The organism is Halostagnicola sp. A56, assembly GCF_000691505.1.
Taxonomy (GTDB): Archaea; Halobacteriota; Halobacteria; order Halobacteriales; family Natrialbaceae; genus Halostagnicola.
On the sequence record NZ_JMIP02000023.1, the window covers coordinates 153197 to 166095 of the forward strand.

General features: G+C 59.9%; 10 protein-coding genes and 3 pseudogenes. 8 read left to right on the forward strand and 5 right to left on the reverse strand.

Features of this window, described 5'->3' with window-relative positions:
* Positions 1 to 81: 81 nt before the first annotated feature.
* Complete coding sequence (gene rnhA / locus EL22_RS13880) at positions 82 to 675, forward strand: ribonuclease HI (protein ID WP_050052047.1); 594 nt, start codon at positions 82 to 84, stop codon at positions 673 to 675.
* A 90-nt stretch (positions 676 to 765) separates the two neighbouring features.
* On the forward strand, positions 766 to 1428 hold the full coding sequence (locus EL22_RS13885) for a hypothetical protein (protein ID WP_050052048.1): 663 nt from the start codon (positions 766 to 768) through the stop codon (positions 1426 to 1428).
* 51 nt (positions 1429 to 1479) lie between these two features.
* Here EL22_RS13885 and EL22_RS16255 read toward each other — a convergent pair.
* Positions 1480 to 1722: pseudogene (locus EL22_RS16255) on the reverse strand (helix-turn-helix transcriptional regulator); the annotation flags it as partial.
* 156 nt (positions 1723 to 1878) lie between these two features.
* On the opposite strand from EL22_RS16255, the gene EL22_RS13895 reads away from it, so the two are divergent.
* A complete protein-coding gene (locus EL22_RS13895; protein ID WP_050052050.1) occupies positions 1879 to 2124 on the forward strand; it encodes a flagella cluster protein in 246 nt (81 codons plus the stop codon).
* 40 nt (positions 2125 to 2164) lie between these two features.
* On the opposite strand, the gene EL22_RS13900 is transcribed toward EL22_RS13895, so the two are convergent.
* Together EL22_RS13900 and EL22_RS13905 are read right to left on the reverse strand one after the other, a co-directional pair.
* Entirely contained in the window at positions 2165 to 3679 is a 1515-nt protein-coding gene (locus EL22_RS13900) for a sulfatase-like hydrolase/transferase (protein WP_050052051.1), read from the reverse strand.
* Positions 3680 to 3801: 122 nt separating this feature from the next.
* Positions 3802 to 5607 carry an ABC transporter ATP-binding protein gene (locus EL22_RS13905; protein ID WP_050052052.1) on the reverse strand — a complete coding sequence of 602 codons (1806 nt, stop codon included), beginning with the start codon at positions 5605 to 5607 and terminating at the stop codon, positions 3802 to 3804.
* Between the two features lie 117 nt (positions 5608 to 5724).
* On the opposite strand from EL22_RS13905, the gene EL22_RS13910 reads away from it, so the two are divergent.
* Positions 5725 to 6591, forward strand: a complete 867-nt coding sequence (locus EL22_RS13910; RefSeq protein WP_050052053.1) for a hypothetical protein — start codon at positions 5725 to 5727, stop codon at positions 6589 to 6591.
* 138 nt (positions 6592 to 6729) lie between these two features.
* Here EL22_RS13910 and EL22_RS19380 read toward each other — a convergent pair.
* A pseudogene (locus tag EL22_RS19380) lies at positions 6730 to 7658 on the reverse strand (alpha/beta hydrolase).
* Between the two features lie 470 nt (positions 7659 to 8128).
* On the opposite strand from EL22_RS19380, the gene EL22_RS13930 reads away from it, so the two are divergent.
* Positions 8129 to 9190 carry a pyridoxal phosphate-dependent aminotransferase gene (locus EL22_RS13930; RefSeq protein WP_231587965.1) on the forward strand — a complete coding sequence of 354 codons (1062 nt, stop codon included), beginning with the start codon at positions 8129 to 8131 and terminating at the stop codon, positions 9188 to 9190.
* Between the two features lie 295 nt (positions 9191 to 9485).
* On the opposite strand, the gene serA is transcribed toward EL22_RS13930, so the two are convergent.
* Positions 9486 to 11072 carry a phosphoglycerate dehydrogenase gene (gene serA / locus EL22_RS13935; protein WP_050052057.1) on the reverse strand — a complete coding sequence of 529 codons (1587 nt, stop codon included), beginning with the start codon at positions 11070 to 11072 and terminating at the stop codon, positions 9486 to 9488.
* A gap of 441 nt (positions 11073 to 11513) precedes the next feature.
* Here serA and EL22_RS16265 point away from each other — a divergent pair, with 441 nt between their 5' ends.
* From EL22_RS16265 to EL22_RS13945, 3 genes and pseudogenes are all read left to right on the forward strand, one after another.
* Positions 11514 to 11834 (forward strand): TIGR04076 family protein, encoded by a 321-nt coding sequence (locus EL22_RS16265; RefSeq protein ID WP_156184147.1) that lies wholly within the window; start codon positions 11514 to 11516, stop codon positions 11832 to 11834.
* Positions 11792 to 12292, forward strand: a pseudogene (locus EL22_RS13940) (DUF2891 family protein); the annotation flags it as partial. The gene EL22_RS16265 and the pseudogene EL22_RS13940, both read left to right, overlap by 43 nt.
* Before the next feature lie 76 nt (positions 12293 to 12368).
* The gene (locus EL22_RS13945; RefSeq protein WP_050052058.1) at positions 12369 to 12890 is read left to right on the forward strand and encodes an Lrp/AsnC family transcriptional regulator; all 522 of its coding nucleotides are present in this window, start codon (positions 12369 to 12371) and stop codon (positions 12888 to 12890) included.
* Positions 12891 to 12899: the final 9 nt, after the last annotated feature.

Here is a 12899-nt window from a genome sequence, read left to right on the forward strand (position 1 = left end):
CAGTCGAGAGACGTACTGACGGGCGGAGTTTGTCACTCAAAACCAGAAAGACTTTATTCGGATCCGGCCGAGTTCGCACGAATGCCGGTCATCGAGTGCAACGTCGATCGAGCCCGCGAACGGCTCGAGGACGCGAACGTCACCATCGAGTCTGGAAACACGGACCACGAACGCTGGCGGGCGAGTCGCGGCGACGCGACGGGGATCGCCTACGACGACAAAGTCGTCGTCCAGGGCTCGAACCCGCAGGACCTCGAGGCGCTGCTGCGCGAGGGCGGCGGTCGCGCGCACGTCTATTTCGACGGCGGGGCACGCGGCAATCCGGGCCCCGCGGGAATCGGGTGGGTGATCGTCACGAGCGACGGTATCGTCGCCGAGGGCAACGACACGATCGGGCACGCGACGAACAATCAGGCCGAGTACGAGGCGCTCATCGCGGCACTCGAGGCGGCCCGCGACTACCAGTACGACGAGGTCCACGTCCGCGGGGACTCCGAACTGATCGTCAAGCAAGTTCGCGGCGAGTACGACACGAACAATCCGGAACTCAGAGAGCGCCGCGTAACCGCACTCGAGTTACTCACGGGCTTCGGAGAGTGGACCATCGAGCACGTCCCTCGAGAGGCCAACGAACGGGCAGACGACCTCGCGAACGAGGCGCTCGACGAGGCCTGAGCGCTCGCGCCCCCCGCCGAAACGAACCCGCGAAGGCACACCGGGAACGCACGACTGAAAAGTCAGCCGCTCCTTTTCTCGAGTATCCACATGCCTACTCCCAACGAAGAGTCGGCCACCGGGCCCGACGCCGAGAGCGCCGGAGACGAAGCCGAGTCGACTTCCCGAGAAACGGCCGCAGAGGCCGGCGAATCGCTTCCGAGGGAAGCGATCGACGACGCCGAACGGCTCACCAGACTCGCGCGAAACGCCATCGACGACGAGGAAACAGCCGCCTACGAAGCCGAGCGCGAGACGCTGCTCGAGGACCACGAGTACACCGCGCGGGTCAGAACGGAAGACGACGACGTGCTCGTCCTCCACCCCAAGGAGTGGCACGACGAGGACGCGGGCGTCATCAGAACGGACCGGATCGACGATCTCGAGCGCGCCGTCGAAATCCCGCTCGAGGGGGCTGGCGACCCGGACGACTGGGAGGCGGTCGACGCGGCGAATCGCGCGCTCGTCGAGGACGTTCGGGCCGCTCACGGCGAGGTCCACGGCGACAACGCCGCGCTGCTGGCGGATTTCATGGGGAACCACTACGCGAAGCCGATCGAGTCGGCGACGGTCGCGGAGCTCTCGGAGTTCCGGACGGAGTACGTCGTAAGAAATGCGTGGCCGTCGGACGAGCAACGCGACGCGCTCGAGCGCTCGATCGAACTCGTCTTCGAGACGGCCGGCGAACCGGTGCCCGAATACCGGTCCGAGTGATCGTTGTCAGTTCGTCGCGACGTGACACCGACAGAATCGTCGTACTGGGTTTTAGTAGCTGTCTTCGACGATATCGGTGATCTCGTCAGCTCGGTCGCCGTCCGTAACGACCTTCGAGAGCGTCCAGTTGATGCCGTCGAGGACGGCGTCGTAGCCGTCGTCGGTCAGCGAGTACTCGTTCGTTCGCTTGTCGAGTTCGCTCTTCTCGACGAGACCGAGTTCGACGAGTTCGTCGAGGTTCGGGTAGAGACGCCCGTGGTTGACTTCGGTTCCGTAGTAATCCTCGAGTTCCCGTTATATTTTTGCCAAGAATCGGCCACGCGACGGGGATGAAGTCTCGAGCGGACAGCGATATCACGCCACACGTGTAAGAATCCTATCTATTTCTTCCCGACGGTCCGACGGCAGTGACACTAAAATGAATTCCCGCAGACGTACACGACGAGCGACATGGAACGGATCGACATCACCGGCGGATTCAGCATTCACGACTACCGGGCGAAACTGAAACTCTTACACGACGACGGAGAGACGCGAACGCTCGAGAACCGCGCGGAGCTGGGCTGTCCCGCCTGCGGACGGGCGTTCGGTCGGCTGTTCGTCACCGAAAACGCGACGGCGTCGTTCGATACACCACCCGAGCGGCCGTTCTGTCTCGCCAGAACGGAGGCGAAACTGCTGTTGATGGCACACTGAATTGGGGGACCCAGCGGCGCTCGACGACTGTCGGTGAAGCCTACTCGAGCGTCTGGGGGACCCACGTCCGGTTCGGATCGTCGGTTTCCGCCATCCACTCGACCAGTCGGGTGCTCATCTCCAGTCGAATCTCTTCGTACGCCGGATGCTCGATCAGGTTCTGCAGTTCCGCCGGGTCCGCCTCGAGGTCGTACAGTTCGTTTACGTCGGGGCCGTTGTAGACGAACTTGTATCGGTCCGTGCGGACCATCCGCTGGGTATAGAGGCCGAACTCGTCGCCGTGGTACTGAGCGAACACCGAATCCGGCCACTCCGCGCGGTGGGCTCGCCCGCGTCCGGGCTTGCGGTCGCCCTCGAGAAGCGGGACGAGGCTTCGAGCATGGAACGAGTCGGGAACGGGTACGTCTCCGATCTCGAGAAACGTCGCCGCCAGATCGTGGAGCACGACTGGGTCCTGACAGACCGACCCCGGTTCGACCACGCCCGGCCAGCGGACCTGCAACGGGATGTGGTAGGTGTCGTCGTACATCAGCGGCCCCTTGTTGAACTGCCGGTGTGACCCCGCGAAATCGCCGTGATCGGACGTGTGAACCACCACCGTCTCCTCGGCCAGTCCCGTCCGCTCGAGCGTCTCGAGAATCCGCTCGAGCTGGTCGTCGATCAGGCTGACGAACCCCCAGTACTTCGCGATGGCCTCGGCCCACAGCTCCCAGTCGAAGCCGGCGACGCCACGGTACTCGAGGTACTGTTTCTGAACCCGCGGCTTCCCGTCGTAGGTCTCGGCGTAGCTCGCCGGCGGTTCGATTTCCGCGGGATCGTACATCGAGGCGTAGGGCTCGGGGACGACGTAGGGATGGTGCGGGCCGTAGAAGTCGGCACGATGAAAGAAGGGCCGGTCGTCGTCGGCTTCGGTCCCAGCGTGTTCTTGCTCGCCGCTGCCGTCCTCGTCCGCGTGAGCTTCGATCGCTTCGATCGTCCGCTCCGCGAGAAACCAGGCGCGCGTGTCCTCGACGTTGACCGGCGTCTTCGCGGCCACGAACGCTCCCTCGCTATCGTCGTGTGGGTCGTCGCCGGTGTAGATGGGGTCCTCGAGTTCGACGTCGTCTTTTGGAACGCCGCGTTCGTCGCGGTAGGCCCGAAACGCCTCGTCGATGTCGTCGTGGTGTCTGTCGCTGCCGCCGAGGTACGAGAACCCGAAATCGTCGGGCGTCGAGTCGCGCCCGACGTGCCACTTTCCGGTGTAGGTCAGTTCGTAGCCCGCATCCGCGAGCAGTTCCGAGAAGGTCGGCAGTTCAGTCGGCAGGTTCGGCTGGATGGCGTCCGCTTCGTGGCAGTTGTTGAGCATCCCGTGGGCGTGGGGAAAGAGTCCGGTCAGCAGCGACGCACGCGCGCTCGAACAGATGCTGATCGGCGTGAACGCCCGCTCGAAGCGCATTCCCTCGCTCGAGAGTCGGTCCATCGTCGGCGTCTCGACCGGCGGTCCGTCGGGCGCGCTACAGTCATAGCGCTCTTGATCGGTGAGGACGAGCAAGACGTTTGGCGGTGTCTCGGCCATCCGATCGGCTACACCGCACGACCAGTTAACGCTTGCACCGGGTCGACTCGAGGACGGGTACGTGACCGGTTTCGTTCGGTCTCGCGGGCACTCGATCGCAGCTGCTGTACCCGGCCACCGTTTCAGTGGTGTGCCTGCACCGCGTAGAGATCGGCGTACTCCCCGTCGTTTTCGACGAGTTCGTCGTGCGAGCCGACTTCCGTGACGACGCCGTCGTCGAGCGTGTAGATGCGGTCCGCGTTCTGGACCGTCGAGAGGCGGTGGGCGACGGTGACGACGATGTACTCTCGATCCATCGTCTCGAAGCCGCGCTGTACCTCCCGTTCTAGGTTCGTGTCCAGATCGCTCGTCGCCTCGTCCAAGAGCAACACGTCGACGTCGTCTATGAGGGCTCGAGCGATGGCGACGCGCTGTTTTTGGCCGCCCGAGAGGCGGACCCCGTCGTCGCCGACGGCCGTGTCGTAGCCGTTCGGGAGGTCCTCGAGGAACTCGTCCACCCGCGCGAGTTCGCAGACTCGATCGAGCTCGGCTTCCGTGGCGTCCCTGTCGGCGATCGTCAGGTTGTACCGGAGCGTGTCGTCGAAGATGTACGGGTCCTGGCTGACGACCGCGATCCGGTCGCGCCAGGCCGAAATATCCATCTCCTCGATCGGGTCGCCGTTCGCCCTGATCTCGCCGTCGGTGGGTTCGTACATGCGCGAGAGTAGGGAGACGACGGTCGACTTTCCGGCCCCGGACTGGCCGACGAACGCCACGAACTCCCCTCGCTCGACGGTGAAGTCCACTTCTTTCAGCACGTCCGTCTCGCCGTCGTAAGAAAAGGTGACGTCCGAGGCGGTGATCGACTCGACCCGGTCGGGAACCGCGCGTGTGGCGGTGTCAGGTTCGGCGTTATCGGCGAGATCGCGAGTGAACTGGCGGGTCCGAACCAGATGGGGGAGATCGTGGCCGATCCGGTAGAACAGTTCGTTCGCCCGGCTCGCTTTCGGCCCTAGTCTGAACATCGCGAACAGAAAGAGCCCGAGCGAGCTGAGCGTCAGGTCGACGTATGTGAGCGAGACGTAAATGAGCGCGAACACGGACACCGCGACGGTTAGCTGATAGAAGTTGTTGATCGCGGCCTGGTTTCGCCGGAGCTTGATTCGCGCGTTCGTGTACTGTTCGACCGAGTCGACGAAATCCACGTACAACTCGTCGACGAGCCCGAATATTCGACTCTCTCGCATCCCCTGAACGCCGGCCTGGGCGGTTTGTTGGCGCCGCTCGTTCGCGTCCGCGACCCTGTCGCCGATGTCGCCGTCCGGCTCGACGACGACACGCAGTAACAGCGTCACGCCCCCGAGGACGACGACGGTGAGCGCCGTCAAACGCGGCGAGATGACGAACGCGATGAGTCCGTAGACGGCCCCCAGAAACGACTGCTCGAGAAACAACACCAGCCGCCGAATAACCTGGCCCGCGTGAAACGTCTGGGTGATGATCGCGTTCAGCGTGTCGTCGGACCCGACGTCGTCTACGTACGCGATCTCGGCCTCGAACGCGTTCGCGAACGCCTCCGTCTGGAGGTCTCGTATGTAGGACATCCGGAGGATTTCGCGGAGCCACGCCACGAGAAAACTCGCCGCGAACCGTACCGTCATGACGACTGCGACGCCGAGCACCGCCGTCCCCAGCGTCAGCGGAACGTTTACGGTCTGATACGCCGTCGCGAACGCGCCGAGGTTTCCGCTCTGTCCGGGCTGGCCGCCGGACTGGACCAGCTCGATGATCGGCAACAAGAAGCTCAACCCCACTCCTTCAAGCACGGCGGCGACGATTCCGACGCCCACGATCAGTGCCGTGAGTCGCGGGTCGTACTTGAGAACGCTGATCAGGGCGTCGATCTTCTCTCGTCTCGACGCGGTCGGCGTATCGACATCTGCTACCATTGTCTCGAGGGGATAGTTCGTACAACATCTCTTCCGAGAGTGGCGTATAAATCCATCTATTTCAGAGTTTACCCACTATTATCGGCCGAACGTTATTGTTTAGGCCGGCCGAATGATATGCCAAGTGTGTTTCACCGTCCGTTTTCGCGACCGGTTCGGTTCGAAACCCCCGATACGAGTAGCGAGAGCGGAAAACCAATTCTCTCGTACGATCTCCTCTGCCTCCACAACTTCCAGAGGAAGGACCCAGACGAAGACATATCGCTTGATAACTTGGACTTGATCCAGAGCTTTACACACTATGATGACGAGCGGTGGTTCGTCATCATTCATGTTGCAATCGAAGCAGCTGCTGGCCCTGCAGTAAATGCGTGTCCAGTCGCACAACAGGCAGTTATTGACGATGAGCCGGAATTATTACAGGAGACGCTGGACACGATAGCAAGATCGATCATCGACGTAACCGACATCATGGAGCAGATGACCGAAGGCAACGATACGTCGGTATTTGCAAATGAGTATCGACCCTACTACGACGGCTTCGATGAAATCTACTTCGAAGGTGTAGATGAGTTAGAGGGGACGCCGCAAACGCTACGTGGTGGATCTGGTGCACAGAGCTCCATACTTCCCTCGATCGATGCGACGCTCGGAATAAAACATGACGCGACGGAGATGACCGAGAAACTCGGAGATATGCGGAGTTATATGCCGCCGTTGCACAGGTCCACTATCGAGACGCTCGACAGTGGTCCCGACATCGTCGAGTATGTGACTGAGCAAGATCGGGACGACCTCTGGGAGACCTATAACAGGTGTGTGAGTAACCTCGAGGAATTCAGAGATGTTCACTTTGGGCAGGTGATCCAGTATATCCGTGAGGAGACCGGAGACACCGAAGGAACTGGAGGGACGGATTATATGTCCTATCTCCGGAAGATGGAAGAAGAGACAAGAGAGTCTCGTGTGAGTGAGAACCTATAGAACAGATACTCCAGATCGATCCCGCTTCCGTACGGCGTCCGGCGGTGACAGTCATCAATGACTCGCTGTCAGCGCCGTCCGTTCTCGGAAAGACGCGAACGACAAGTACGCAGTTGAGCGGCCGAGGGCGTGCGCTACTCACTCGCCGTTTGGCTCATCGTAGAGGCTCACTTGGATGAAGTCGAGCGCGTCCCACACCTGGTCGATTCGTGGTTCCGCCAGTAACGTGATGAAAGAGTGTATCATCCCGTTGGAATTTTTATGTGAAGCCTCGACGCCGGCTTCTTCAAGACGATTGGCATATTCGACGCCCTCGTCATGAAGCGGATCAAAGGTACAAGTAATGACGGTCGCCGGTGGAAGGTCTGCTACCGATCGCGCTTGGAGCGGTGATGTATACGGAGTCATTCCGTGAAGTTCGTTGTCGAGGTAGAGATCTCAGGACCACTCGAGATCAGGTTCGGTAAGGAAAAAGTCGGTATTCGGTTCGCTTTCCGTGTCAAAATCGAATTTGAAAGTCGTCGTCGGATAGATCAGGACCTGGTGATCAATCGATGGGCCGCCTTTGTCACGAGCCAAGTGAGCGACTGATGCGGCCAGGTTCCCACCAGCGCTATCGCCGGCGACGATCAGCCTATCGGGTCCGCACCGAGCCGTTCGGCGGACTCCGCGGCCCACTCCGTTGCGATGTAGCAGTCTTCGACGGCTGCCGGGAACGGATGCTCCGGAGCACGTCGGTAGTCCACGGAAACGACGACGGCATCGAGCACATCACAGAGGGCATGACAGGTCGGATCGTACGACTCGATATCGCCCAAAATAAACCCACCGCCATGCATCCAGACGACGAGCGGCCGCGCGCCGGTCCCCGTCGGTTCGTAGATTTGGACCGGAATATCGCCGTCCAGTCCGGAAATAGTTGGATTACGCACGTCACCGACGTCAGAAATCGTTTCTTCGATTTCGAGATACTGTTTGTACCCCTGTCGCGCTTGCTCGACCGTGAGCGAATTGATGGGAGGTATCTCAGCGGTCACGGCTTGCATGGTGGCATCTGGATTGTCCATGCCCTGTCATGACATCTCACAGAATAAAAGTAATAATTATAGAATTCATATGGTTATGCCTTGATTTCATAGGGGCGAGGTTTGGTCGGGGGTGCAGCGATACACAGCAGGTCCAACAGGAACTACTGGCAACTGTCAGGGCTACTGCAGAACTAAGAGGCAACCGATCGCGACACTGGCCTCCGATCCGTAGACAATGCCCCGATACGACGAACGACGAAAGCAGACGCTGTGAGGCGTCCCGTCTCTGCATCGTACTCGTTTCTTCCGAGCGGAAGCCAGCGGCCATCCACGCCGATCAGCCTTTTGCGATCACAAGCTATATGTGTCTTCTCTACGATAAGTGGAACATGAATCCAGAAGATGGTAATGGCCTATCATTAGCTAGCCGAACCGAACGAGTAAGCCGATCTCCGATCCGAGAAATGTTTGATCTCGCTCATGAGTATCGCGATCAAGACCTCGTCCATATGGAGATCGGGGAACCAGACTTCGATACACCGGACCACATTATAGACGCTGCAGTGGAAGCGACCCAAAACGGGGCAACCCACTATACGTCAAGCACTGGGATTTCTGAACTCCGAAACGCCATCGCCGATGACCTCGATTACGAGTACGATCCGGACTCCGAGATCATTGTTACGGCAGGGGCCGTCGAGGCGCTGGCGCTCGCGTGTATAACCGTCGCGGATCCCAGTGACGAAGTCATCGTTCCGACTCCCGCTTGGCCGAACTACCAGATACAAGGGATCATGACCGATGCCAACGTGGTCAACGTCCCTCTCTGTGAAGAGGAAGGATTCGCGCTGGACACCGAACTCTTGGTCGACCAGATGTCCGATGAGACCGCCGCGATTCTTCTCACTTCCCCGTCGAATCCGACCGGGCAGATACTCGACCCGTCCGCGACAGCAGAGATCGTCGAAGCCGCTGCCGAACACGATGCGTACGTTATCGCAGACGAGGTATACAAGGACATTGTTTACGATCAACAGTTTCAGTCGGTCGCTAGCAACACAGCGCATCCGGAACATGTAATCACTGTCGGGTCTTGTTCTAAGACATACTCGATGACTGGATGGCGTGTCGGCTGGTTCGCGGCCAATGAAAGAGTCGCCGATGCAGCGCTCGAGTTCCACGAGAGCATCGTGACCTGTGCTCCTGCTCCATCTCAGCAAGCGGCTGTCGAAGCACTCACAGGAGATCAGGAGCCAATTCAGTCGATGCTATCGGCCTTCGATGACCGACGAGAATACGTCGTCAACCGCGTCGAGGATCTCCCGGGGATCTCGTGTCCGGAACCTGACGGGGCGTTCTATGCGTTCCTCGATTGCTCGGAACTCGGTGTCGAGAGCACGACGATCGCCAGAGAATTACTCGAGGAGCACGGTGTGGTAGTTGTTCCAGGTGTCGGCTTCGGGGACACGCTCGACGAGTATATTCGTATTAGCTTCGCGAACAGTCTCGACCGCCTTGAGCTCGGATTCGATAGAATCGAGGAGTACGTGGAGCTGAACGGCTCTGTCTGAGGCGGGGCCGTTAGGGACTTTCCCTCGCTCCGTCAGTACGTGCGATATCGCTGGTATCAAAACCGGATAGTTTTCCCCTCGTTAGTCGAATCGGGCGACATCGCTCCGAGGACGTTACTGACTCCTCCAACATGCGCCTCGGCAACAGGAGTGCCCCTTCCGGAGTCAACGGCACCAGCCGTAAGCGAGACGTTCACAGCGGTCCGCTAGGCGGAGGAACTCCTTCAGGGCCGATGTTCGCAGGGATAATGAGAAGGCGAGCGAGATTAACAAACTGCTCGTACGGATACCAGATTCAATCTTGACCGTTCAGGTTAATATCGCTGATCTCGATGATCCGCTCGTCCCCTTCTAGCTCTTCTTTGACTTCGTCGGGGACAGGGCCATCAACGTTGTAGACGGTCAGGGCCTTCCCGCCGATGGTTTCGCGAGCGTTGAACATGCCGGCGATGTTGATGTCATACTCACCCATAACGGAGCCGATGAAACCGATAACACCGGGCTCATCGGTGTTTCGCGCGACGATCATTTGACCGTGTGGAATGGCGTCGACTCGGTAGCCGTCTACGCGAACAATGCGAGGATCATCGTCCATAAACAACGTCCCGTCGACCGAAATTCCGTTATCGTCGTTACTGACGCTCACGGAGACCAAGCTCTGGAAGTCCTCGGCCTGGGGGGTCTTGGATTCGGTGACGTCGACACCACGGTCATCGGCGATCTGAGACGCGTTGACGGCGTTGACCTGCCACTGGACCGGCTCAAAGATGCCCTTGAGCGCGCTCGCGGTGACGAACTCGACGTCCTCGCCGGCGATGTCGCCCTCGTAGACGACCTCGATGTCCTCGACGCGGCCTTCGAGCAGTTGGGCGGCAACTTTGCCCGCGGTCTCAGCGATTTCGATGTAGGGCTCAACGCGGGGGAACGCGCTCTCGTCGATCGACGGGGCGTTGAGGGCGTTGGTGACCGGATGGCTTGCTAAGGCAGCATTGATCTGTTCGGCCGTCGAGGTGGCGACGTTCTCCTGAGCGGCCTCCGTCGACGCACCCAGATGGGGCGTGATGATAGTATCGTCGTGTTCGAGCAGCGGCGAGTCAGCGGGCAGCGGTTCCTCGGCGAAGACGTCGATCGCCGCGCCGGCCAGCGTCCCGTCTTCGACTTTCGCCGCGAGAGCGTCCTCGTCGACGACGCCGCCGCGAGCGCAGTTGATCAGGTAGCCATCGCCGAGCAAGTCGAGTTCGTCCTCGCTGATCAGCCCCTCCGTCTCCGGCGTAAGCGGCGTGTGGACGGTTAGGAAGTCTGCCTGCACCAGGCTCGCCTTGAGGTCGACGAGTTCGGCGCCGATGCGGTCGGCGCGCTCCTCGCTGATGTAGGGGTCGTAGGCGACGACGTCCATGCCAAGCGAGTTGAGCTTCTTGGCGACCTCCTGGCCGACGCGGCCGAGGCCGACGACGCCCAGCGTCTTGTTGTTGAGTTCCGCACCGAGATAGTCACTTTTCGCCCATTCGCCGTTTTTCAGTCTAATGTGAGCCTGAGGAATCGACCGGGCAGCTGCGAACGTCATCGCGACGGTGTGCTCGGCGGCGGCACGGACGTTCCCTTCGGGAGCGTTGGCAACGATGACGCCGTGATCGGTCGCGGCGTTGATGTCGATGTTATCGACGCCGATACCAGCACGACCGACGATGACCAGCTCTTCGGCGGCCTCGAGGACCGTCTCGGTGACCTCGGTCCCGGAGCGAACGATGAGTCCGTCGGCGTCCGAGACCGCGTCGAGGAGAGCCTCACCCTCGAGTTCGTAGCCCGTCTCGACATCATGGCCAGCTTCTTTGAGCACGTCTAAACCCGCATCTGCGATCGGATCCGTAACTAGGACCTGCATGCATGGGAAACACTCACCTGGAGAATCAAAAACCTTTCCGCTATCCAGAACGAGAACGAAGCGCCTGTGTGTTCGTCCGAGCTTGTGGCACGTGCAAGTTCACCACGTTCGCGAGACACTCGCTACATCCGGTGACAGCTTTCCCATTTGGGCTCGGCATTGGAGATAGGCTACTATCACCTCCGTCCATCATAGTGCCGTCATAAAATATTTCTTCTCGACGTGGCAGAGCGTGTGCAGAGTACGGGTCTCGACCGGTAGATATTAACCGTGGTTGTATGGTGCTACGTGAGGTTCGCTCTACGGCCGTAGGACGGAACAGACTCGAGATGCCGTGAGGAATCACTGAGTAGCGCCTCGTCATCTACGGTAGCTGCAGTCGCGGCATCAATTGAGGAGAAAAAAACACTTATGCTATTCTCTTGAGACGGTATGATTGCGATGGCAGAAAACCCGGAAGAGAGGGAATTTACCCTCTACGACCTTCGTGTAGAGTGTATCGAAATCAACGGCGAGGCGGAAGCAAACTACAATGTCGGCGACTATTTTGAAGTTCACGGAGAAGATCTCGTGTTTCCGGACGGCCAGCCGTTTTCAATGTATGCCCTCTCGTCTCTTCTCCCTCTCCTCCCTGCCAAACAACGAGAAACCGATCCGAACGGTTCAGAGTCGGAACGCACCAGAACTCCGCGTTCGCCCTCCACTGCGTTCTCGATTATGCGAGAACTGTTTCGAACGACTCGCTCGAAACCTCGGCCGTAACTACTGCGACCGAATTCTTCGCCGAAGACCGGGAGTATCCCGTCGAATACGAGCCGCTCGGCTGGGACTTTCTCTCCCCATCGCTCACCGAAGCGGATCTCATGCGGCGCGTGTACGACCGCCCGGCGTTTGTCGACTGGGTCGAACGGTTTCTCCCTGACCTCACCGACGCACCCGGGCGAACGATCCTCGATCCTATCGACGTGGAGTCGGATCCCGACGAGGAAATCGCCCTCCATTTCGTCGGATTGAACGTCTCGAAAGCGTGGTCGCTGGCTGGAATCGCAGATGCCCTTCCCGGGCACGAGTATGCCCCCATCCTCGAGCGAAGCGCGAAAAGACACGCCGAGCGCGGGCTAGCTCAGGCGTTTACCGACGCCTACGCTGGATCACACTGGCTTTCCTCGTTCGTACTCTACCTCCTGACGAGAGACGAGGGCGGGATCGCGCCGGAGTGATACGCGGGGCAGCGGTTCGTGAGAGGGGCCGAAGCGATCGAAACGCACACGTAAAACGGCCCGAAACAGGCTTCGTATGACCGAAGACGATCCGCCCGACTGGGACTTCAAAGACCGCGACATCGCGATTCTCTGCGAACTCGCCGACGACCCGCAGCTCTCCTCTCGAGAGCTAACCGAGGTGCTCGAGTCAGAGTACGACATCGAGGTTTCCCACGTCACCGTCAGCGAATCGATCCGGCGAATGCGCGACGAGGGCGTCTTTCGAGAAGCGATCATCCCCAACGAGGAGTACTACATCTTCGCGCTGTTCGAGTTCAAGTTCAACACCGAACACTTCGCCGAGAGGTGGCAGGCGGCGATGGAGCACATCCGCGAGGACAAACACACGCTGTTTTTCTTCCTCTCGGACGGCGAGTACCAGTGGAAGACCGTGATGATGTTTCGCGATCGCCAGGAGGTCTCCCGGTGGATCCACGAGTGTTACAAGGAGTACGGCGGCGTTATCGCCAACATCCGCAACTCGGCGGTCCACAACGTCCTCAAGTTCCAGACCGACCCGCGAATCTACGAGGATCTCGAGGAGACGTCGGACTGACCGCGTCTC

What these genes read in the sequence shown, in the direction of transcription:
- rnhA (WP_050052047.1), top strand. Translation starts at nt 82, where the DNA reads ATGCCGGTCATCGAGTGCAACGTCGATCGAGCCCGCGAACGGCTCGAG.
- EL22_RS13885 (WP_050052048.1), top strand. Translation starts at nt 766, where the DNA reads ATGCCTACTCCCAACGAAGAGTCGGCCACCGGGCCCGACGCCGAGAGC.
- EL22_RS13895 (WP_050052050.1), top strand. Translation starts at nt 1,879, where the DNA reads ATGGAACGGATCGACATCACCGGCGGATTCAGCATTCACGACTACCGG.
- EL22_RS13900 (WP_050052051.1), bottom strand. Translation starts at nt 3,679, where the DNA reads ATGGCCGAGACACCGCCAAACGTCTTGCTCGTCCTCACCGATCAAGAG.
- EL22_RS13905 (WP_050052052.1), bottom strand. Translation starts at nt 5,607, where the DNA reads ATGGTAGCAGATGTCGATACGCCGACCGCGTCGAGACGAGAGAAGATC.
- EL22_RS13910 (WP_050052053.1), top strand. Translation starts at nt 5,725, where the DNA reads ATGCCAAGTGTGTTTCACCGTCCGTTTTCGCGACCGGTTCGGTTCGAA.
- EL22_RS13930 (WP_231587965.1), top strand. Translation starts at nt 8,129, where the DNA reads ATGGAGATCGGGGAACCAGACTTCGATACACCGGACCACATTATAGAC.
- serA (WP_050052057.1), bottom strand. Translation starts at nt 11,072, where the DNA reads ATGCAGGTCCTAGTTACGGATCCGATCGCAGATGCGGGTTTAGACGTG.
- EL22_RS16265 (WP_156184147.1), top strand. Translation starts at nt 11,514, where the DNA reads ATGGCAGAAAACCCGGAAGAGAGGGAATTTACCCTCTACGACCTTCGT.
- EL22_RS13945 (WP_050052058.1), top strand. Translation starts at nt 12,369, where the DNA reads ATGACCGAAGACGATCCGCCCGACTGGGACTTCAAAGACCGCGACATC.